General features: G+C 73.5%; 19 protein-coding genes. 15 read left to right on the top strand and 4 right to left on the bottom strand.

The features are described from left to right. Window positions 1–3: 3 nt before the first annotated feature. Window positions 4–531 (top strand): adenine phosphoribosyltransferase, encoded by a 528-nt coding sequence (locus EI169_RS00765; RefSeq protein ID WP_240640517.1) that lies wholly within the window; start codon window positions 4–6, stop codon window positions 529–531. 339 nt (window positions 532–870) lie between these two features. Here the strand turns inward: EI169_RS00765 and hpxO are convergent, their stop codons facing one another. From hpxO to uraD, 3 genes are read right to left on the bottom strand one after another with little or no spacing between them, the layout of a single operon-like run. Next, the gene (gene hpxO, locus EI169_RS00770; protein WP_125130085.1) at window positions 871–2,064 is read right to left on the bottom strand and encodes an FAD-dependent urate hydroxylase HpxO; all 1,194 of its coding nucleotides are present in this window, start codon (window positions 2,062–2,064) and stop codon (window positions 871–873) included. Next, window positions 2,061–2,378 (bottom strand): hydroxyisourate hydrolase, encoded by a 318-nt coding sequence (gene uraH / locus EI169_RS00775; RefSeq protein WP_125130087.1) that lies wholly within the window; start codon window positions 2,376–2,378, stop codon window positions 2,061–2,063. The genes hpxO and uraH overlap by 4 nt, the downstream gene beginning before the upstream one ends. Then, complete coding sequence (uraD, locus tag EI169_RS00780) at window positions 2,375–2,899, bottom strand: 2-oxo-4-hydroxy-4-carboxy-5-ureidoimidazoline decarboxylase (protein ID WP_125130089.1); 525 nt, start codon at window positions 2,897–2,899, stop codon at window positions 2,375–2,377. The genes uraH and uraD overlap by 4 nt, the downstream gene beginning before the upstream one ends. 82 nt (window positions 2,900–2,981) lie before the next feature. On the opposite strand from uraD, the gene allB reads away from it, so the two are divergent. From allB to add (EI169_RS00850), 14 genes are all read left to right on the top strand, one after another. After that, the gene (allB, locus tag EI169_RS00785; protein ID WP_125130091.1) at window positions 2,982–4,322 is read left to right on the top strand and encodes an allantoinase AllB; all 1,341 of its coding nucleotides are present in this window, start codon (window positions 2,982–2,984) and stop codon (window positions 4,320–4,322) included. Further along, window positions 4,319–5,404 carry an acetamidase/formamidase family protein gene (locus EI169_RS00790; RefSeq protein ID WP_125130093.1) on the top strand — a complete coding sequence of 362 codons (1,086 nt, stop codon included), beginning with the start codon at window positions 4,319–4,321 and terminating at the stop codon, window positions 5,402–5,404. Before allB ends, EI169_RS00790 begins: the two co-directional genes overlap by 4 nt. Further along, complete coding sequence (locus tag EI169_RS00795) at window positions 5,401–6,987, top strand: AtzH-like domain-containing protein (RefSeq protein ID WP_240640518.1); 1,587 nt, start codon at window positions 5,401–5,403, stop codon at window positions 6,985–6,987. Before EI169_RS00790 ends, EI169_RS00795 begins: the two co-directional genes overlap by 4 nt. After that, complete coding sequence (locus tag EI169_RS00800) at window positions 6,984–8,249, top strand: alanine--glyoxylate aminotransferase family protein (protein ID WP_125130095.1); 1,266 nt, start codon at window positions 6,984–6,986, stop codon at window positions 8,247–8,249. Before EI169_RS00795 ends, EI169_RS00800 begins: the two co-directional genes overlap by 4 nt. After that, a complete protein-coding gene (locus EI169_RS00805) occupies window positions 8,246–9,562 on the top strand; it encodes an allantoate amidohydrolase (RefSeq protein WP_125130097.1) in 1,317 nt (438 codons plus the stop codon). The genes EI169_RS00800 and EI169_RS00805 overlap by 4 nt, the downstream gene beginning before the upstream one ends. Before the next feature lie 37 nt (window positions 9,563–9,599). Next, window positions 9,600–10,967 carry an amidohydrolase family protein gene (locus EI169_RS00810; protein ID WP_125130099.1) on the top strand — a complete coding sequence of 456 codons (1,368 nt, stop codon included), beginning with the start codon at window positions 9,600–9,602 and terminating at the stop codon, window positions 10,965–10,967. A gap of 67 nt (window positions 10,968–11,034) precedes the next feature. Next, entirely contained in the window at window positions 11,035–11,919 is an 885-nt protein-coding gene (locus tag EI169_RS00815) for an aminoglycoside phosphotransferase family protein (RefSeq protein ID WP_125130101.1), read from the top strand. A gap of 334 nt (window positions 11,920–12,253) precedes the next feature. Continuing rightward, window positions 12,254–13,330 (top strand): ABC transporter substrate-binding protein, encoded by a 1,077-nt coding sequence (locus EI169_RS00820; RefSeq protein WP_125130103.1) that lies wholly within the window; start codon window positions 12,254–12,256, stop codon window positions 13,328–13,330. A gap of 22 nt (window positions 13,331–13,352) precedes the next feature. Then, a complete protein-coding gene (locus EI169_RS00825) occupies window positions 13,353–14,177 on the top strand; it encodes an ABC transporter ATP-binding protein (RefSeq protein WP_125130105.1) in 825 nt (274 codons plus the stop codon). After that, window positions 14,167–15,030: an ABC transporter permease subunit gene (locus EI169_RS00830; RefSeq protein ID WP_125130107.1), complete on the top strand. Its 864-nt coding sequence runs from the start codon at window positions 14,167–14,169 to the stop codon at window positions 15,028–15,030. The genes EI169_RS00825 and EI169_RS00830 overlap by 11 nt, the downstream gene beginning before the upstream one ends. Next, a complete protein-coding gene (locus tag EI169_RS00835; RefSeq protein ID WP_125130109.1) occupies window positions 15,027–15,962 on the top strand; it encodes an ABC transporter permease subunit in 936 nt (311 codons plus the stop codon). The genes EI169_RS00830 and EI169_RS00835 overlap by 4 nt, the downstream gene beginning before the upstream one ends. Window positions 15,963–16,029: 67 nt before the next feature. Further along, the gene (gene add / locus EI169_RS00840; RefSeq protein ID WP_125130111.1) at window positions 16,030–17,061 is read left to right on the top strand and encodes an adenosine deaminase; all 1,032 of its coding nucleotides are present in this window, start codon (window positions 16,030–16,032) and stop codon (window positions 17,059–17,061) included. Window positions 17,062–17,066: 5 nt separating this feature from the next. Next, window positions 17,067–17,705, top strand: coding sequence for an XRE family transcriptional regulator (locus EI169_RS00845; protein WP_125130113.1), 639 nt, complete (start codon window positions 17,067–17,069; stop codon window positions 17,703–17,705). Next, the gene (gene add / locus EI169_RS00850) at window positions 17,702–18,748 is read left to right on the top strand and encodes an adenosine deaminase (protein WP_125130115.1); all 1,047 of its coding nucleotides are present in this window, start codon (window positions 17,702–17,704) and stop codon (window positions 18,746–18,748) included. Before EI169_RS00845 ends, add (EI169_RS00850) begins: the two co-directional genes overlap by 4 nt. Window positions 18,749–18,885: 137 nt before the next feature. On the opposite strand, the gene EI169_RS00855 is transcribed toward add (EI169_RS00850), so the two are convergent. Continuing rightward, entirely contained in the window at window positions 18,886–19,797 is a 912-nt protein-coding gene (locus EI169_RS00855) for a hypothetical protein (protein WP_125130117.1), read from the bottom strand. Window positions 19,798–19,849 lie beyond the last annotated feature (52 nt).

Raw genomic sequence — 19,849 nt, forward strand, 5'->3', positions numbered from 1 at the left:
CGGGTGCCCGACACCGCAGACCTCGACCGCGCCCTCGCGCTGATCGGCAGCATCCCCGACTACCCCGAGCCGGGTGTCATGTTCCGCGACATCACACCGCTGCTGGCGGATGCAGCGGCGCTGCGCACGACGATCGACGCGATGCTCGCGCCCTTCGCAGGGCAGTTCGACGTCGTGGCGGGCATCGAGGCCCGCGGCTTCCTCCTCGCGGGCGCCGCGGCGACGGCCGCGGGCGTCGGGCTCGTGCCGATCCGCAAGGCCGGGAAGCTCCCGCGGCCCGCCGCATCTGTGTCGTACGCCCTGGAGTACGGCACCGCGGCGATCGAGATGCACGACGACATGCCTGCCGGCACGCGCGTGCTGCTGCTGGACGACGTGCTCGCCACGGGCGGAACGCTCGCGGCCGGGCGCGAGCTCGTCGACCGCCTCGGCGGTCACGTGGTCGGCACCGCCGCGCTCCTGGAGATCGAGGCCCTCGGCGGCCGAGCGCTCCTCGGCGACGAGCCGCTGCACACGCTCTTCGTCGTCTGACGCCGCGCCGCCGCATCCGTCGTCCGTCGTCCGCCGGCCTGCACGAATTCAGGCTGAGCGCGGCCGACATCCGCGACACGCCGGCGCGCGGGCGCCGAGGCCGCCGCCGTGCCTGAGTACGTGCGGATCCGCGTCGGCACGCACGCGCGCCGCCGCATCCGTCATCCGTCGTCCGCCGGCCTGCACGAATTCAGGCTGAGCGGGGCCGACATCCGCGACACGCCGGTGCGCGGGCGCCGAGGCCGCCGCCGTGCCTGAGTACGTGCGGATCAGCGTCGGGCACGCACCCGTGCCGACCGCGTGCCCGCCCCGCGCGGGCGAGGACCCCCGGCGGGCGGCCTAGGTGAGGACGCCGCCGAATTCCACGGGGCTGCCCGCGATGTTGCCGAGGATGCCGCGGATGATGCCGCTGCCGTCCTCGCGGCGCAGGTCGTCGTACCACGCGGCCGTGACGGCCGGGTCGAACGCGTGCGTCTCCCACGCGCGCTTGCGCGCCCGCAGCACGAGGTCGGCCGCGCGCGGCGACCGCGCGTGCTGGTAGCGGCGCAGCGCGTCCTCGACGCCGAGCGTCGCGGTGGCGAACACGATCCCCAGCACGAAGCTGTCCTCGAGCGCCGAGCACGCGCCCTGCCCGATGTCGGGCGCCGTGTTGTGCGCGGCATCCCCGAGGATCGCGACGCGCCCGCGCACCCACGTATGGAACGGGTCGATGTCCCAGATCTCCACGCGGTTCAGCGACACCGTGGGGTCGATCGCGTCGAACAGCGCCCGCACGCCGGGCGCGCCCCACGACCCGAACGCCACCTCGAGGGGCCGGATGCCGTCGGCGTCGCGGTCGTACGGCAGGCCCGAGGGCTGCGGCACGTCGACGAAGAAGTAGAACCGGTCGCCCGCCACCGGCATGACGGCGCAGCGCTTTCCGTCGGCGACGTACGTCGTCCACTGGCCGAGCGGCCCGATCCGCGGATCGGCCGCGACGAGCCCGTTGTAGTTCGTGTAGCCGGAGTAGGTGCGCTCGGGCTGCGCCGCCGCATCCGCCGTCACGTAGTCGCGCGTGATCGAGCGCGCGCCGTCGGCCCCGAGCAGCAGATCGGCGGTGTCGCTCGTGCCGTCGGCGAACTGCGCGGTGACGGTCGTGCCGTCGTCCTCGATGCCCACGAGCTGCTTGCCGAGGCGGATGCGGTCGAGCCCCACCCGCTCCATCATGAGCGCCTGCAGCTCGGCGCGCGCGACGGGATAGGGGCGCTGGCCGGTGCGCTCGGTGACGGGGGCGAGGCTGAAGCGGCACATCTCCTCGCCGGTGAGGCCGTCGTAGTAGGCCATGTCGTCCATGCGGCCGCCGAGGGCGGCGACCTCGTCGCCGAGGCCCAGCCAGTTGAGCACCTTGACGCCGTTGGACCACAGCGACAGCGCGGCGCCGACCGGGCGGTTCTCCCGCATCCGGTCGTACACCACCACCTCGTGCCCGAGGCGCAGCAGCGCGATCGCCGCGCTCGTGCCGCCGATGCCGGCGCCGATGATGATGACCTTCATGAGCCGCGGTAGGTCGTGTAGGCGAACGGGCTCAGCAGCAGCGGCACGTGCAGGTGCGGCTCGTCGCCGACCGCGAACGCGACCGTCACGCGCGGATGGAACGACGTGACCGCCTGCGCGGCGAAGTACGCGCCGGTGTCGAAGGTCAGCGCGTACTCGCCGGGCTCGAGCCGGTCGGGACCGAGGGCGAGCCGGCCGTCGGCGTCGGTCTCGCCGGTCGCGACGATGCCGTCGGGACCGGTCAGCACGACCGCCACACCGCGCGCGGGCTGACCGGATGCGGCGTCGAGGACGTGTGTGGTGAGGTGGGTCATTCGCGATCCTCCGGAGGGACGGTGTCGTCGACGATGGTGTCGCCCAGGCGCAGCATCGCGATCTCGGCGAGCTGCGCGGTCGCCTCGCGCACCTCGGTGTCGGGGTCGTTCTCCAGGCGCCGGTGCAGCTCGGCGAGCATCTCGGCAGGCGCCCGGCCGGCCGCGCGGATGAGGAACACGCGGCCGAAGCGCTCCTCGTAGGCGGCGTTGCCGGCGGCCATCGCGGCCGTGACGTCGTCGCCCGCGGTCGCCATCGACGCCTGCTCGCGGCGGGATGCGGCGGCCTCCGCGTCCGCGCCCGTCACGCGCGCGCCGATCCGCGGGTGGTGGGCGAGGGCCTGCTCGAGCTCGGCGGGCGTCCACTGCGCCGCGAGGGCGCCGGCGTAGGCCGTGAGCGCGTCGACCGAGGCGTACGGACGTCCGGCGGCCACCGCATCCGCCCACGCCGGGACGTTCGCCCACACGCGCGCCGTCGCGGCCGCTTCGACCGCGGGCGCGGCGTTGAAATCGGCGAGCAGCATGCCGGTCACGCTAGCCCGGCCGCGTTTCCCGGATGTTGCCGTGGGTAACATCCGGGAAACGCACGGCCCGTACGGTGACGGCATGAGCAGTTCGCAGCCGGCGTCGATCGCGGCGCGCCGCGCGTGGGTCGATGGCGCGTTCGGCCCGGCGACCGTGCGCATCGAGGACGGCCGCATCGCGGCGGTCGACGCGTTCGATCCCGGCGCCGACGTGGTCCTGCCCGACGCCCACGTGCTGCTGCCCGGCCTGGTCGACTCGCACGTGCACCTCGACGAGCCCGGCCGCACCGAGTGGGAGGGGTTCGCCACCGGCACGGCCGCGGCCGCGGCGGGCGGCGTGACCACCGTGCTGGACATGCCGCTGAACAGCCTGCCGGTGACCACCACCCCCGACGCGCTCGCCGTCAAGCGCGCCGCCGCCGCCGGCAAGCTCGCCGTCGACGTCGGCTACTGGGGCGGCGCGGTGCCGGAGAACCTCGGGTCGCTCGGCGCGCTCGACGCGGCCGGCGTCGTGGGCTTCAAGTGCTTCCTGTCGCCGTCGGGCATCCCCGAGTTCGGCCACCTCGACGCCGCGCAGCTCGAGGCCGCACTCGCGGAGATCGCCGCGCTCGGCGGCATCCTGATCGTCCACGCCGAAGACCCCGCCCATCTGCACGGCGACGGCGCGCTCGGCGAGCACTACGCCGCGTTCCTCGCGTCGCGCCCGCCGCAGAGCGAGCGCGAGGCGATCCGCGCGGTGATCGACGCGTCCCGGCGCACGCGCGCCCGCGCCCACATCGTGCACGTGTCGGATGCCTCGTCGCTCGAGGACGTCCGCGCCGCGAAGGCCGAGGGCGTGCCGCTCACGATCGAGACGTGCCCGCACTACCTGACGCTCACCGCCGAGCAGGTGCCGGACGGCGACGGGTGGTTCAAGTGCTGCCCGCCGATCCGCGATGCCGCGAACCAGGACCTGCTGTGGCAGGGCGTGCTCGACGGCACGGTCGACGCGATCGTGAGCGACCATTCCCCGGCCACCGCCGAGCTCAAGGGCGCGAGCGACTTCGGCGAGGCGTGGGGCGGCATCGCGGGGCTGCAGACGGGCTTCGCCGCCGTGTGGACCGAGGCCCGCCGTCGCGGCGTGCCGCTCGAGCGGCTGCTGCCGCTGTTCACGACCGGACCGGCCCGCATCGGCGGACTCGGCGGCGGCGGGCGCCTCGCGGCGGGCGAGCCCGCGCACGTCGTCGCGTTCGACCCGGATGCGGCGTGGATCGTCGACGTCCGCGCGCTGCAGTACCGCAACAAGGTCTCGCCGTGGAACGGCCGTACCCTCCGCGGGCTCGTGCGGACCACGTGGGTGCACGGCGCGGTCGCGTGGGATGGCGAGCGCGTCGTCGCCCGCGTGGGCCGGGAGCTCCTCGCCGACACGGAGGTGCTGCGGTGAGCGCGATCCTCCAGCCGGGCGTCGGCGACATCCCCGGCGACCACTACCTGCCCGCGACACCCGACACCGTGCTGTGGGGGCGCTCGCCGTGCGAGGCGGATGCGGCGGTCCTCCGCGTCGCGGCGGGGGAGACCGTCACGATCGACACCGTGAGCCACGAGGGCCTCCTCCCCGACCAGGGGAGCGACCCGGCGGCGTTCTTCGCCGGCCACGGGGTCGCCGCAAGCGCCGTGCTCGACGACGCGCGCGAGATCGCGGCGCGCGTGCCGCGGGACGCCGCATCCGACGGTCCGCACGTGCTGACCGGCCCGATGCACGTCGAGGGCGCGCAGCCGGGCGACCTGCTGCGGATCACCGTCGAGCGCCTCGTGCCCCGCGTGCCGTACGGCGTGATCTCCAACCGTCACGGCAAAGGCGCGCTGTCGGGCGAGCTGCCGCGCGGCGAAGGCAACGTGAGCGTCTTCGCCGCGGTCGAGGAACGCGACGGCGCGCTGTACGGCACGCTGCCGGCCGTCGAGGGCGGAGCGCACACGGTGGCCTTCCCGCTCGCGCCGTTCCTCGGCACGATGGGGGTGGCGGTCGCCGGATCCGAGCGCCCGCACTCGGTGCCGCCCGGCGCCCACGGCGGCAACATCGACATCAACCTCCTCGTCGAGGGCGCCGTGCTGTACCTGCCGGTGCAGGTCGAGGGCGCGCTCGCGTACGTCGGCGACCCGCACTTCGCCCAGGGCGACGGCGAGGTCGCGCTCACGGCGCTCGAGGCGTCGCTGCGCGCGACGCTGCGGTTCGACGTGGTGCCGCGCGCCCAGGCGCTCGCCGAGTTCGGCGAGGTCGGCGGTCCGCTCGCCCGGGCCGGCGGGTACCTCGTGCCCACGGGCCTCGATCCCGACCTCGACGAGGCGATGCGCAACTGCGTGCGTGCGGCGCTGTCGCTCCTGCAGGCGCGCTACGGCATGGCCGAGCACCTCGCGTACGCGTACCTGTCGGCCGCGACCGACTTCGACATCTCGCAGGTCGTCGACATCGTGTGCGGCGTGCACGCCCGCATCCGCGAGGCCGACTTCGAGGGGATCGAGCCGTGAGCGATGTAACGGGCGTGATCCCGGATGCGGCGCTGCGGGCCGCGTTCGAGGCCTACGAGGCGGCCGTGATCGCGAACGACCTCGACGCGCTCGACGCGTTCTTCGCGCCCGGCGCCGACACGCTCCGCGGCGACGCGGCGGGCCTCCTCGTCGGGCACGACGCGATCTCGGCGTTCCGCGCGACGCGCGGCGGCGTGTCGCCGCGCGTCATCGAGAGCGTGCAGCACCGCGAGCTCGCCCCGGGCACGGCGCTGATCGTGTCGGTCTCGCGCTTCCTCGCCGGCGGCCGCGGCCTCCAGACGCAGGTGTGGCAGCGCGGGGACGACGCCGCGTGGCGCATCACCGCCGCGCACGTGACGCCGCGTCCGCAGGCCCTCGACCGCACGGTGTGGCGGAGCGTGGGCGACCCGTTCTTCCAGGGGGCGTGGGACGGCCCCCTGGCGGGCCTCACAGTCGCCGTGAAGGACCTCTTCGCGATCAAGGGCTTCCGCATCGGCGCCGGCAACCCCGCCTACCTCGAGGGTGCGCGTCCCGAGACGACGACCGCCCCGGCTGTCGCCGACCTGCTGCGCGCGGGCGCGTCGCTGCGCGGCATCGCGCGCACCGACGAGTTCGCGTACTCGCTCGCGGGCGACAACGCGCACTACGGCACGCCCCCGAACGGCGCCCTCCCGGGAGCGCTGCCCGGCGGCTCGTCGAGCGGTCCCGCCACGGCGGTCGCGACCGCGCAGGCGGAGATCGGGCTCGCCACCGACACAGCGGGGTCGATCCGGGTGCCCGCCTCGTACCAGGGCCTGTGGGGTCTCCGCACGACGCACGGACTCGTGCCGCGTCAGGGCCTGGTGCCCCTCGCCCAGTCGTTCGACACGGTCGGCTGGCTCACGCGCGACGGCGACACGCTCCAGCGCGTGGCCGACTGGTGCCTGAGCTACGACGGCTCGGCGACGACCGAGAACGTCTATGGCGCCTCGGGTGACGACCTGCCGTGGCGCTTCGCGGTGCCCGACGAGATCCTCGGATGCCTCGACCCCGGCACACGCGCCGCGTTCGACGCGTTCACGACCGATCTCGACGCGCCGATCGGGCACGTGTCGATCGGCGACCTCGACGCGTACGTCGACGCGTTCCGGACCGTGCAGGGCGCCGAGGCGTGGCGCAACAACGGCGACTGGGTGCGCGAGCATCCGGGCGCCCTCGGGGCGGCCGTCGCCGAGCGGTTCCGCGCCGCCGCCGGCGTCACCGCGGCGCAGGAGGCCGCCGCGCGCCGCGCGATCCTCGAGCTGCGGGCGCGCCTGACCGCCGCGGTCGACGACGCCGTGCTGCTCTTCCCCGCCGTGCCGGGCGCCGCGCCGCTGCGCACGGCGCCGGCGTCGGCGATCGACGCCACCCGGACCGCGACGCTGCGCATGACCGCCCCCGCCGCGATCGCGGCCCTCCCCTCCCTGTCCGTGCCGCTGCTGACCGTAGCCTCGCCCGCCGGGCCCGCGCCCGTCGGGCTGTGCCTCGTCGCCGCATCCGGCACGGACATCGCCCTTGTGCGCCTCGGCCGACGCCTGGCGCAGCTCTCGCAGGAGAACGCATGACCGTCCCCGGACAGATCGACCCGCCGCCGCGACTGCTCATGGGGCCCGGCCCCATCTCGGCGTACCCGAGCGTGCTGCGCGCGATGTCGGCGCCGCTCGTCGGCCAGTACGACCCCTTCATGACCGCGACGATGTCGGAGACGCAGGAGCTCTACCGGCAGGTGTGGGGCACGCGCAACGACGCGACCCTCCTCGTCGACGGCACGTCGCGCGCGGGCATCGAGGCGGCGCTCGTCTCGCTCATCCGCCCCGGCGACCGCGTGCTCGTGCCCGTCTTCGGCCGGTTCGGGCACCTGCTCGCCGAGATCGCCGAGCGCGCGCTCGCCGAGGTGCACACGATCGAGGTCGAGTGGGGGCAGGTGTTCCCGGTGTCGGTCGTACGCGCGGCGATCGAGCGCGTGAAGCCGCACGTCGTGGCGCTCGTGCAGGGCGACACGTCCACCACGATGCTCCAGCCGTTGGACGAGATCGGCGAGATCTGCCGCGCGCACGGCGCGCTCTTCTACACCGACGCCACCGCGAGCCTGGGCGGCAACCCGTTCGAGATGGACGCGTGGGGACTGGATGCGGCGACCGCCGGCCTGCAGAAGTGCCTCGGCGGGCCGTCGGGCTCCGCGCCGCTCAGCCTCTCCGAGCGCGCCGTCGAGGTCGTGCGCTCGCGGGCGCGCATCGAGGCCGGCATCCGCGAGGACGGCGACCCGGATGCGGCGGACTTCATCCGCTCGAACTACTTCGACCTCGGCATGATCCTCGACTACTGGGGCCCGCGGCGCCTGAACCACCACACCGAGGCGACCTCGATGCTCTACGGCGCCCGCGAGTGCGCGCGACTGCTCCTCGAGGAGGGGCGCGACGCGGTCATCGCGCGCCACCGGCTGCACGGCGACGCGATGCTCGCGGGCGTGCGCGGACTCGGTCTCACCGTCTTCGGCGACGTCGCGCACAAGATGACGAACGTCGTGGCCGTCGAGATCCCCGCGGCCGTGCCCGGCGACGCCGCGCGCACGGCGATGCTCGAGCGCTTCGGCATCGAGATCGGCACGTCGTTCGGGCCGCTGCACGGCCGCGTGTGGCGCATCGGCACGATGGGCTACAACGCCCGCGCCGATGCGGTGCTCCAGACGCTCGCAGCGCTCGAGCAGGTGCTGCGCCGGTTCGGCGCATCCGTGCCCGTCGGCGGCGGCGTCGACGCGGCCGAAGACGTCTACGCGGCGGCGACCCGGGCCGCGTCGCAGCCAGCAGAGGACGCGACGGCCGGATGACCGCCGCCACGCGCCTGCACGTCGCGCCCGACCGCATCGCGGCCGCGGCGCGACGCGTCATGGCGCGCTGCGACGAGCTCGCGCGCGTGAGCGCGGCCGACGACGCGATCGAGCGCGTGTACCTCTCGCCCGAGCACGCGCGCGTGAACCGCCTCGCCGCGGAGTGGATGCGCGAGGCCGGCATGGCGACGCGCCAGGACGCAGCCGGCAACCAGATCGGGCGCCTGGACCCTTCGACGAGCTCAGGGTCCGCGGCGGCCGACGCCCCCGCGCTCGTGCTCGGGTCGCACCTCGACACCGTGCCCGACGCGGGCCGCTTCGACGGGATCGTCGGGGTGCTCATGGCGATCGAGGTCGTGCGCCTCCTCGCCGAGACGCCCGACGGCGGTCGTGCGCGTTCGCCCTTCCCGTTCGCGCTGGAGACGATCGCCTTCTGGGACGAGGAGGGCACCCGATTCGGGCGGGCCCTCCTGGGCTCCTCCGCGGTCGCGGGGCGCTGGGAGGCGGCGTGGTGGGGCCTCGCGGACGCCGACGGCGTGACCCTGCGGCAGGCGTTCCTCGAGTTCGGCCTGGACCCGGGCCGCATCGGCGAGGCCGCGCGCCGGCCCGACGAACTCGTCGGGTACCTCGAGGCGCACATCGAGCAGGGTCCCGAGCTGCACCGGCGCGGGCAGGCGCTCGCCGCGGTGTCGTCGATCGCGAGCGCGCGGCGGTTCCAGCTCGTCGTGGAGGGCGAGGCCCGTCACGCCGGCGGCACCCCGTACGACATGCGCCGCGACGCCCTCCTCGGCGCGAGCGAGGCCGCGCTCGCCGTCGAGCGGATCTGCCGCGCCGAGCACCACATCATCGGCACCGTCGGGCAGCTCGAGGCCTACCCGGGCGCCGTCAACGTCGTGCCCGGCGAGGCGCGGTTCTCGCTCGACCTGCGCGGCGAGTTCGACGACGCCCGCGATCGGGTGTGGGACGCGCTGTCGCTCGAGCTCGACGAGATCATGGGTCGCCGGGGCCTGCGGTGGCGCGCGCGGGAGACGCACGCCGCGCCCGCGGTGTTCTGCGCGCCGCTCCTGCAGGATGTCGTGCGCGCGGGGATCGCGTCCGTCGGCGCCCTCGAACCCACCCCGACCCTGTTCAGCCGCGCCGGCCACGACGCGATGTCGATCGGGGCGATCACCGACGTCGGGATGCTGTTCCTCCGCAACCCCGACGGCATCAGCCACCACCCCGACGAGGCGGTGTCGGCGGCCGACGTGGGTGCCGGCATCCGCGCGCTCGCCGAGGCCGTGCTCCACCTGGCCGCCGAACCCCGGCCCTGACGACGCCCCGCCCGACCCCGCCTACCCGAGGAGCCCCATGTCCCTGCTCGTCATCAACGCGCGCCTGATCACGGTCCCGGCCGGCACCGACGACCCCGGCTACATCGAGCGCGGCTGGATGCTCGTCGAAGACGGGCGCATCGCCGCGATCGGCGCGGGCGATCCGGATGCGTCGGCGGACGACACGCTCGACGTCGGCGGCGCGTTCGTCGCGCCCGGGTTCGTCTCGTCGCACTCGCACCTGTTCACGTCGGGCCTGCGCGGGCTCGGCGTGAGCGAGACGCTCTACGGCTGGTGCGACTCGATGCTCGGCACGACCGCGCACTTCAGGCCCGAGGACATGTACTGGTCGACGCTGCACGGGGCGCTCGACTTCCTCGGCAACGGCGTGACGACCGCGTACAACTTCACCGACCCGCAGCAGGCGTGGGAGCCGATGATCGCCGGGAGCCGGGCGGGCCGGGCGCCGCTGCGCGAGCTGGCGTACCACACGCGTCAGGCGGACGCGTGCCGGGACGCCGGCATCCGGTTCGTCGACGCGATCGCGATGGATGTCACCGCGGGCACCGACGACGAGATCTTCGAGCGCTTCGGCGCCGCCGTCGCCCACACGCGCAGCCTCGACGCCGATCTGGCGCTCGGCGCGTCGATCATGGGCCAGGTGCAGTGGTCGCCGCGACCGGAGGCGGCCGAGATGGAGGTCGCCGCGATGCGCCGGTTCGGCGTGACGAACCAGGCGCATTTCCTGGAGTCGCCCGAGCAGATCGCCGAGCAGCGCGCGAAGTTCGCGCTCTACCGGGATGCAGGGGCGCTGGGCCCGGGCATGATGTTCGGCCACTTCATCCAGACCACGCCCGAGATCATCGAGGAGACGGTCGCGGGCGGGGCGGCGATGTCGTGGCAGCCGGCGTCGAACGGGCGGCTCGCCTCCGGCGTCGCGCTCGTGCCCGAGATGCTCGCGATGGGCATGAAGGTCGGCATCGGCCTCGACGACCAGGCGTGCACCGATGTGTCGGACCCGTGGCAGAACATGCGCATGGGCATCGCGATGCAGCGGGCGCGTACGAAGGATCCGCTGTCGATGATGCCCGAGCTCGTGCTGCGCCTGCACACGCTCGGCGGCGCGGAGATCCTCGGCGTCGACGACCGCGTCGGCAGCCTCGAGGTCGGCAAGTTCGCCGACTTCGTCGTGGTCGACCCGCGCCGCCCCGACGTGGGGCCGCTGTGGCACCCGGTGCGCTCGTACGTGCTGTCGATGACGCCGCGGAACCTGAAGGGCGTCTACGTCGGCGGCCGGCTCGTGCACGACGGCGCCGCGTCGACGAACCCGCTCGCCGCCGAGGCATCCGCCCGCGTCCACGAAGACCTGCCCGCGCTCGCCGCGCGCATCGGCCACCCCCGCTGACCTCGGCCGCGCTCTCGCGCTCTCGCCCGCCCTCGGCTGCCGCCGTGGGCGGGCGTAGGGTCGGCGCATGGTGGAGGTGCCGCGCGCGTTCCGCGACATGCCGCGATGGTGGACGGATGCGGCGGGCCGTGCCTGGGTCGATGAGCTGCCGCAGCTCGTCGCCGCCCAGTGCGCGCGCTGGCGGCTCGAGTCGGACGGCGCGGCGATGCACGGCTCGAACGCGCTCGTGGTGCCTGTGCGCCGCGGCGGGCAGCGGTTCGCGCTGCGCCTCGCCCCGCCGGGCGACGACGTCGAGGCCGTCGCGGAGGCGCTGCGCGTGTGGCGCGGCCACGGCGTCGTCGACCTGATCGACGTCGACCTCGCAACCCGCGCGCTGCTGCTCGATCGCCTCGATCGCCTCGACCGCCGCCGCAGCCTCGCCGCCCTGCCGCCGGTCGACGCCGTGGCCGAGCTCGCGGAGATCGCGCGGCGCCTCGCCGTGCCGGTGCCGACCTCGGTGCGCACGACGGCGGCGATCGCGAGTGAGGAGGCGGAGCGGTTCCGGCGCGAGCGCGCCACGGGGGCGGGGCGCTCGCCGCACCTCGACGCCGCGATCGCGTGCGCGCAGGATCTCGCGTCCGGCGGCGACGGGCCGCTCGGGGTGAACGGCGATCTGCACGCCGATCAGGTGCTCGCCGGCCCGGCCGGCTGGACCGTCGTCGACCCGGTTCTCCTGCGCGGCGACCTCGAGTACGACCTCGGCCGCGTGCTGTGGACGCGCGGCGACGAGGCATCCGACGACGACACCGTCACGCGGCTGTTCGACGTGTTCGTCGAGCGCGCGGGGGTGCCGCGCGAGCGCGCCCGTCGCTGGGTGGTGACGCGCAGCATGTCGTACCTGCTGTGGGGCCTCGACCACGGCCTCACCGAAGACCCCGTCCGCTGCCGCCGTCTCCTCGACGTCTTCGCCTGACCGCTCGTACTCCCGTCCGCGCCGCGCCTACTCCCGTCCGCGCCGCGCGTACTCCCGTGGGCGCCGAGCGCGGGCGAATCGGCCGGATGCAGTACTTTCCCCCCGAGAACGTGGTGCATTCGACCGATTCGCCCTCTGCCGGCGCGGGTGAGGCCCGGGAGGCCGGCCGAGCGCGGTGGGCGCGGATGCATCGAAAGGTGTAACGGCGGCGAAACATCCCGGCCAGTGTTCGTGAAATCTACATCTCGTAGCGTCGAGCCCACGCGAGGGCATCGAGTGTCTGGGTGCCCGCGCCTCACCCGACCGGCACCACAGCCTTCTGGAGACACAGCACATGACCTTCCTTTCCTCTCGGCGCGCCCAGCGCGCCGTCGCGGCCCTCGCCGGGGTCGCCCTCTCGGCCTTCGCCCTCAGCGCCTGCGCGAGCGGCGCAGCCTCCTCGGGCGGCGGCGACGCCTCCGCCGACAGCGAGGGCTTCGGCGAGCTCAACCTGCAGCTCAGCTGGATCCTCAACGAGGAGTTCGCCGGCGAGTACTTCGCCGACACCCAGGGCTACTTCGAAGAGGCCGGCTTCTCGGGCGTGAACCTCGTCCCCGGCCCCTCCACGGGTGTCGCCGAGCTCCTCTCCGGCAGTGCGGATGCAGCGCTCAGCGACGCCGTGTCGGTCGGCTCCGCCGTCGCGTCCGAGGGTGCGCCGGTCAAGATCATCGGCACGACCTTCCAGCGCAACCCCTTCACGATCCTCTCGCTCAAGGACGGCGGCGACATCGCCACGGTCGACGACCTCAAGGGCAAGAAGATCGGCATCCAGGACTCGAACACGTCGCTGTTCAACGCGTTCCTCAAGGCCAACGACATCGACCCGAGCGAGCTGACGATCGTGCCGGTGCAGTACGACCCGGCGCCGCTGGTCAACGGCGAGGTCGACGGCTTCATGGCCTACCTGACCAACGAGGCCATCACGGTCGCGTCGCAGGGCCTGGAGACGAGCAACCTGCCGTTCGCCGACAACGGCCTGCCGTTCGTGGCGGAGACCTTCACGGCGACCGACGACTCGATCGCGAACGACCGCGAGAAGCTCAAGGCGTTCCTCGCCGCTGAGATCCGCGGCTGGACCGACGCGCTGAAGGACCCGGAGGAGGGCTCGCGGCTGGCCGTCGAGGTCTACGGCAAGGACCTCGACCTGAACCCGGAGAACTCCCTCGCCGGCGCCAAGGCGCAGAACGAGCTCGTGGTCTCGGACGAGACGAAGGAGAACGGCCTGTTCACGATCAGCGACGACCTGCAGGAGGCGACGCTCAAGAGCCTCGCCGACGCGGGCATCACGCTCGAGAAGGATCAGCTGTTCGACCTCAGCCTCCTCACGGAGGTCTACGACGAGAACCCCGACCTGAAGAACTACGCGGGCTGACACTCCGCGGGAAGAAGCCATCGTGACCGATACGGCTCTCCAGACCGGTGCCCAGGCGGACAGCCTGGGCACCGGCCTCCAGATCACCGGCCTGAACAAGGTCTTCAGCGTCGGCCGCACGTCGGTCGTCGCGCTGCAGGACGCCAACCTCCACACCGACCAGGGCACGTTCCTGGCGCTGCTGGGGCCCTCCGGATGCGGCAAGTCGACGATCCTGCGGATCCTCGCCGGCCTGGAAGACCCGACGAGCGGGACGACGCGGGTCGACGGCAAGAGCCCGAAGGAGCTGCGCCGCGGCAACGAGCTGGGGATCGCCTTCCAGGACTCGGCCCTGCTGCCGTGGCGCAGCGTCCAGTCGAACATCCAGCTGCCGTTCGAGGTGGCGGGCAAGCCCGTCGACAAGGCGTACGTCGCCGAGATGATCGAGCTCGTCGGCCTGAAGGGGTTCGAGAAGGCCAAGCCTGCGCAGCTGTCGGGCGGCATGCGCCAGCGCGTGTCGATCGCGCGCTCGCTCATCATGAAGCCGTCGGTGCTGCTGTTCGACGAGCCGTTCGGCGCGCTCGACGACATGACGCGGCAGAAGCTCAACCTGGAGCTGCTGCGCATCTGGACCGAGAAGCCCGCCACGACCCTGCTCGTGACGCACGGCATCTCGGAGGCGATCTTCCTCTCCGACCAGGTCGCGGTCATGAGCCCGCGCCCCGGGCGCATCAAGGAGGTCATGACGATCGACCTGCCGCGCCCGCGCACGCCGGAGATGATGCGCACGCCCGAGTTCCACGCGTACGTCGACCAGGCCTCCGAGCTGCTCTTCGGCGCGGGAGGCGCCGCCGCCGATGACCACTGAGACGGCGCCGCCGTCGGTGCAGCCGCCCGTGGGCGGCGGCCGCGCGATCCAGTGGGAGGACATCCGCCTGCCCGCGTGGGTCACGGGCCTCATCGGCGGCCTCGGCATCATCGCGCTGTGGTGGATCCTCGCCGCGACCGTGTTCTCGAACGTCGGCCCCGGCGGGGTGCAGGCGATCCCGACGCCGCTGCAGGTGGTCGTCGAGTTCGCGAACACGGGCTGGGACTTCTACGCGCGCAACTTCGGCGTGACCCTCGCCGAGGCCGGCATCGGCTACGTGTGGGGCAACGGCCTCGCGCTCGTGCTCTCGGCGCTCGTGCTGATCGTGCCGCGCCTGGAGGGCGTCGTCATGCAGATCGCGATCATCACGTACTGCATCCCGATCGTCGCCCTCGGGCTCCTCCTCATCGTCATCGTGACGCCCCCGCAGCCCGGGCAGCCGTCCACCGCGGCGGTGTTCCTCGCCGCGCTCAGCTGCTTCTTCACGACGGTCGTCGGGGCACTCCTCGGGCTCAAGGCCGCCGACAAGGCGAGCCTCGACCTCATCACCGTCTACGGGGGCACGCGGCTCACGCAGCTGCGCAAGGTGCGGCTCATCGCGGCGCTGCCCGCGATCCTCAACGCCCTGCAGATCGCCGTGCCCGCCGCGTTCCTCGGCGCCGTGCTCGGCGAGTTCTTCGGCAAGATCACCGTCGGGGTGGGCCCCGCGATGATCGCCGCGCAGCAGGCCCTGAACGCCCCGCGCGTATGGGACATCGCGCTCGTCTCGGGCGCGGTCGCCCTCGCCGGCTACGGCCTGCTCGGTCTCCTCACGCGCGCCGTCGCCCCCTGGTCGAAGGGAACCAGCCGATGACCGAAGCGACCCTCGCCTCCCTCGGCAGTGCGAAGTCGGCCGAGCAGCTCTCGGCCTCGGGCCGCGGCGAGCCGACGGCTCCGCCGACCCCGGATGCGCCGCGCTCCGACCTCTCCGCCGACATCCGCCGCGAGGCCCGCCGGGCGACGCTGCGCGCGCTCGGGCGGAGCCTGCTGACCTTCGTCCTCACGATCGTCGCGGTGGTCGTCATCTGGGTCGGTGTGCTCGTGGTGTTCCGCATCCCCACGTACGTCGGCAAGGGCCCGATCGACGTGTGGAACTTCCTCTTCGCGGTTCCCGTCGCCGAGGCGAACCGCGCGCAGCTGTTCGGTCAGCTCGGAGTGACGCTCGGGCACTCGGTCGTCGGCTTCGCGGCGGGTCTCGTCGTCGCGCTCGTCGTGGCGACGGCCTTCCAGCTCAACAAGGGCATCGAGCACGCGCTCATGCCGCTCGCGATGCTCCTGCGCTCGGTGCCCCTGGTCGCGATGGCGCCCGTCATCATCCTGATCTTCGGGCGCGACTTCGCCTCGGTTGCCGTGATCGGCGGCATCGTCGTGCTCTTCCCCGCTCTCGTGAACATCGTCTTCGGCCTGAAGTCGGCCTCGCCGCAGATGAACGACCTCGTGAGCGTGTACGGCGGCGGCGCCTGGACGCGGCTGCGCAAGGTCGCCCTGCCGAGCTCGCTGCCGGAGTTCTTCGCGGCCGTGCGCATCTCGGTACCCGGCGCCATCACCGGCGCGCTGCTGGCCGAGTGGCTCGCGGTCGGCGGCGGCATCGGCGGCGCCGTGGGCGGCTACATCGCCGGCGCGCAGTTCTCGGCCGTGTGGACCGCGGTCGTGCTCGTCACCGGCACCGCCCTCGTCCTCTACAACCTCGTGCAGATCCTCGAGTCCGTCGTGCTCACCCGCATGGGGATGGCCTCGCGCATCTGATCCGCGGATGCGGCGGTCCGCCGCATCCGCACACCCGCTCCTGCCCGCACGCCCTCGAAGGGACCCCATGACCGACCTCGCCGCCTTCGCCTTCGGCCTCCCCAAGGCCGAGCTGCACCTGCACCTCGAGGGCACGCTCGAGCCCGAGCTGAAGTTCGCGCTCGCGGCGCGCAACGGCATCGAGCTCCCCGAGAAGACGGTCGACGAGGTGAAGGCGACGTACGACTTCACCGACCTCACGAGCTTCCTCGCGGTGTACTACCCCGCGATGCGCGTGCTGCAGACCGCCGACGACTTCCACGACCTGGCGTGGGCGTACCTGCAGAAGGCGAAGGAACAGGGCGTCGTGCACGCCGAGATGTTCTTCGACCCGCAGGCGCACACGAGCCGCGGCGTGCCGTTCGAGAACGTCATCACCGGCTACCGCCGCGCGGCGGTGCGCGCGCGGGACGAACTGGGCATCTCCGCCGAGCTCATCCTGTGCTTCCTGCGCGACCTCGGCGCCGACTACGCGATGGCGACGCTCATGGAGGCGCTGCCGTACAGGCAGTGGATCCTCGGCGTCGGCCTCGACTCCGACGAGCGCGACAACCCGCCGACGAAGTTCACCGCCGTGTTCGCCCGCGCGAAGGCCGAGGGCTTCTTCCTCACGATGCACTGCGACATCGACCAGGTCGGCTCGATCGAGAACATCCGCGCCGTGATCGAGGAGATCGGGGTCGACCGGATCGACCACGGCACGAACATCGTGGAGGACCCGTCGCTCGTCGCGCTGGCGAAGGAGCGCGGGCTCGGCTTCACGACGTGCCCGGTGTCGAACTCGTTCGTGACCGAGCAGATGAAGTCCGACGAGATCGTGGGGCTCCTGCGCGAGGGCGTCCGCGTGACCGTGAACTCCGACGACCCCGCCTACTTCGGCGCGTACGTCGCGGAGAACTACGTCGCACTCGCCGAGCAGGCCGGGCTCGGGCCCGCCGATCTCGCGCAGCTCGCGGTCAACTCGTTCGAGGTGTCATGGCTGACCCCGTCGCGGAAGGACGCGTACATCGCCGCCGTGCGCGACTACGCCGCAGCCCAGGGCGTGGCGCTCGCGAACTGACGACCATGACGCCCGCCACCTCCACCCCCGGCGCCGCGGCTGCCGACGCGGCGGCGGGCGACGAGGTCGCCGCGAACCAGCGGCTCGGCGCCTACATCCGGCGCGTCCGCCACGCGCGTGGCCTCACGCTCGTGCAGCTCGCCGAGGCGACGGCGCTGTCGCACCCGTTTCTCAGTCAGCTCGAGCGCGGGCTCGCGCAGCCGAGCCTTTCGTCGCTGCGGCGCATCGCCGTGGCGCTGCAGACGAGCCCGATCGAGCTCATCGGAGCCTCGGATGCGCCGGCCGCCGACGCCGTGCCGGTCGAGGTGCACCGCCGCGGCGAGCGGCCGCTGGACGCGACGTTCGCGTCGGGCGCGGCCCGGATGCTCGTGCACGGCGAGCGGCCGCTGCATCCGCTCGAGATGGAGGGGACGAACACCGAGCCCGGCGAGACGTTCGTGCACGGCGAGGACGAGTTCGCGTACGTGCTCGAGGGCGAGGTCGTGTTCGAGCTCGACGGCGCGTGCGAGCAGCTGCGCGCGGGCGATTCGGCGTACTACGCCGGCGGCGTGGCGCACCGCTGGTGGTCGGCGACGGGCGCGCCGTACCGTCTCGTCGTCGTGAAGCAGGGCACACCGATGCGCCTGGGCGAGGAGGACGCATGATCACGCTGCCCGACTACCTGCAGCTGCTGCCGAAGACCGAGCTGCACTGCCACCTCACCTCGACGATGCGGGCGACGACCCTGCAGGAGCTCGCCGGGCGCTACGGCGTCGAGCTGTGGACCGACGACGCCGAGCGGCTGTTCGACTTCGCCGATCTCGTCGACTTCCTGCGGGGCTGGCGCGTCGCGCACGAAGTGCTGCGCACCCCCGACGACATCGCGCGCGTGGCGTGGGAGGGCGTCGAGGACGCGGTGCGCGACGGCAACCTGCGCTACCGCGAGTACTACGTCAACCCGCAGTACTTCGCGCATCACGCGGTCCCGCTGTCGTACACCGACGTCATCGACGCCGTGATCGCGGGGTTGGCGCGGGCTGAGCGCGACTTCGGGGTCGGCTTCCGCGTGGTCGTGGCGATCAACCGGCGCGAGTCGCCGGAGTCGGCCGTCGCGCTCGTGCGCGAGATGATCGCGCACCCGCGGCCCGAGGTCGTCGGCATCGGCCAGGACGACCTGACGCCGGAGAACACCGAGGACCCGCTGCGCTTCGCCGAGGCGTACGCTCTGGCTGGCGAGCACGGACTGATGCGGACCGCGCACGTGGGGGAGACGCCGTCGGCGAGCCCCGAGAACGTCCGGGCGGCGATCGAAGTGCTCGGCTGCGACCGCATCGACCACGGCTACCGCGTCGTCGACGACCCCGCCGTGCTCGCCCTCGCGCAGGAGCGCGGCATCGGCTTCGCGACCACGCCGTGGTCGACCACGATCTGCTCGGGATGGACGCTCGACGAAGGCCACCGCATCCGGGCCATGGTCGACGCGGGGCTTCCGATCTCGGTCTCGACGGACGACGCGCTGTTCTTCCGCACCGACCTCGGCCGCGAGTACCGCGAGGGCCTCCCGGCGCTCGGTCTCGACGCGGAGGCGGCGAAGCGCATCGCCCTCGCCGGCATCGACATGGCGTTCTGCTCCGACGCCGAGAAGGCACGCCTGCGTGCGGAGTTCCGCGCCGCGTTCCTCGCCCTGGGCGCGCTGCTGGAGGCCTGACGCCGCGCGGTGCGCCGTGCGCGGGGTGCGCCAAGCGCGCGGGCTCCGGAGGGGATCCCGCTTCGGGAGGGGCGATCCGCCGCGTCCGCCCTCCCGGGGCCGGATCTCCTCCCGAGGCGCGCCGGAGCCCGACGGGGTCAGACGCTGCGGGCCGGCGCGTGGGCGCGCGTGCGCCGCACGACCATGCGGAGGATCGAGCCGACGACCGCGACCGCGACGGCCACGGCGAGCGGCGGGAGCACGAACTCGGGCACGAACAGCGCCTGACGCATGACGCCGAACCCGTAGTCGAGCATCGCGGCGGGGTCGTTCGCGAGCACGCGCGTGCCCACGGCGTTCACGACACCTGTGACGACCCCGGGCACGAGCCACAGCATCAGCAGCGCGAACACGGCGGCCGCAGCCCGGCCGGCGGATGCGACGCCCCACCACGCGATCGCCGCCCCGATCGCGACCGGCGCGACCCATCGCAGCAGCGGTAGCACCCAGTCCGGCGCGGACCACACGCCGAGGACGCCGAACAGCGACGACACCCACCACGACAGCGCGATGCCCGCGAAGGCGGAGGCCGCGATCGCGCCGGCGGCCGGCGCCTTGGCGTACAGCGCGGCGCACGCCGCGCCGACCGCGATCGCGAGCACGCACACCGCCACGAGACCGGCGACGTACAGCCGTACCCGGCCGTCCGCGCGGAGTCCGCCCGAGACGACCGCGGCCGTCTGCGCGACCGCGACCACCTGCAGCACGACGATCACGGCGAGGGCGAGCAGCAGCCCGAATCGGGGCGCGCGTGGAGGCAGCATCCGCAGTGCCAGGCCGGCGGGCACCGCCGACATGACGAGGATGCCCGCGATCGCCGTCAGCGCGTACTGGCTGAAGGGCAGCAGCGCGACCGGCATCGCGTCGGGCGGCGTGCCCTCGGCCCACAGGTTCTGCAACGGCAGCCGCATGCCCGTGACGAGCCACGGCAGGAAGCCGACGAGCACGCTGCCGGCGCCGATCGCGAGCGCGACGGCGGGGTGTACGAGGGTATTGGTCGGGGTGTCCACACGCGCACGCTACCCGATGCCGCGCGGCCTTGCCGGGCCGGCCGGCCCCGTG

This window comes from Microbacterium sp. 10M-3C3, from assembly GCF_003931875.1.
In the GTDB taxonomy this organism is placed as follows: Bacteria; Actinomycetota; Actinomycetes; order Actinomycetales; family Microbacteriaceae; genus Microbacterium.